At 67.2% G+C, this 1,358-nt stretch carries 1 protein-coding gene; it reads right to left on the bottom strand.

Annotated elements, in window-relative coordinates; translation table 11 throughout:
- Nucleotides 1-1,358: type VI secretion system Vgr family protein (locus AC19YT_RS28190; protein ID WP_500611383.1), on the bottom strand; the 1,358-nt coding region annotated here is incomplete at both ends.

The raw sequence follows: 1,358 nt of genomic DNA, 5'->3' as shown, positions 1-1,358 counted from the left end.
AACGGCGGTGTGGCGACCCCGTTGTAGAGCTGGGCGACCACCACGGGTTGGTCGATGTCGGCGTTGAAAAAGTCCACCAGCACTTCGCTGCCGATGCGCGGGGTGAAGTGCTGGCCGAAGTTCGCCCCCGCCAGCGCTTGGCTCACCGGCACCCACGTGCCGCTGGTTTCATCGCCCGGGGCGTGGCTGTTGCTCCCCCCGGCGTCCGGCCGCCCACCAGCCAAGGGGCGCTCGCCGCGCTGCCAGAAGAACTGCACCCGCACGTGATGGTCGCGGTGGCTGGTAATCGCATGCTGCTCGACGCCCACCACCGTGGCGGTTTGCACACCCTGGGCCAAGGGTTTGGGCAGGCGTGCGGGGGTGACCGGCACGCCCGGCGCAAGGGCGATGAAGCGGTTGCAATAGGTGCCGTGCGCCAGGCCAGGCTCGCCCCAGTGCGCGGCCATGAGCGCGCCCAGGTTATTGACCGCCACATGGGTGATGTCCCGGCAAAAAAACTGCAAGGGCCCAAGCTCAGGGTGGCCCTGCAGCCCATAACACACCCCCAACTGCAACCCAGGCTCCGCGCCTTCACCCTGAAAGTCATGGGCCCGCAGGCGCCGTGCGCCCAGCTGCTGTTCGGCACTGCCCTGGGCATGCTGCTCGGTAGCGAACACAGCGCCAGGGGCGGCGTCGAACACCTGCAACGGCGGCAGCGCCGGGCCTGCGTCGGCCGTTGCTTGGGCGCTACCACTCACCCCCAGCAACTGCGCAGCGTTCCATGAGCAGGTGACGGTACTGTCGCTGCTGATCTGTCGGTGCTCGCTGAAACGCTGAATGCCGTGGTCGAGTTGCGCCGCGTCTGTGCGGCTAAAAGGCAGGGTCACGCCCGCCGGCCATTGCCGCTGGCTGTCGACAATCAGCAACCGGGCACCGCCCTCGGCGTCGTGGTCGAGGTAAAAACTCAAGCCCTCTTCGGACCACACGCGGCAGATGAACTCGAAATCCGTCTCACGGTGCTGCGTGCACAGTGCCCGCTTCACCAACGGCTGGGTGACGTGGGCCTGCCACTGCGCCAAGGGGTAATCGGCGAACACCCGGGCGGTGATTTGCAGGGCATCCAGGCCTTGGAATATCAGGGTGTTGCGCCGCTGCTTGAGCAACCCCAGCCAACTGCCCACCTGCAATCGATAGCGCGCCACGGCCCCGTCACCCCCGAGCGCCAGCACCTGTGCCACCACGCCCTGCCACGTGCGGGCGCGGCCATCGTTGAGGGCCAGTTGCAGGGTCACGGCCGTGCCCGGCAATTGCTCGATATCCAGAGAAGCGGCAGGGCTCAGGCAGTCGAGGGTGAACGCCAGGTCCTGATTGATCGCCTC

Source organism: Pseudomonas sp. MF08875, from assembly GCF_059862525.1.
This window is presented reverse-complemented; position numbering and strand designations above follow the sequence as displayed.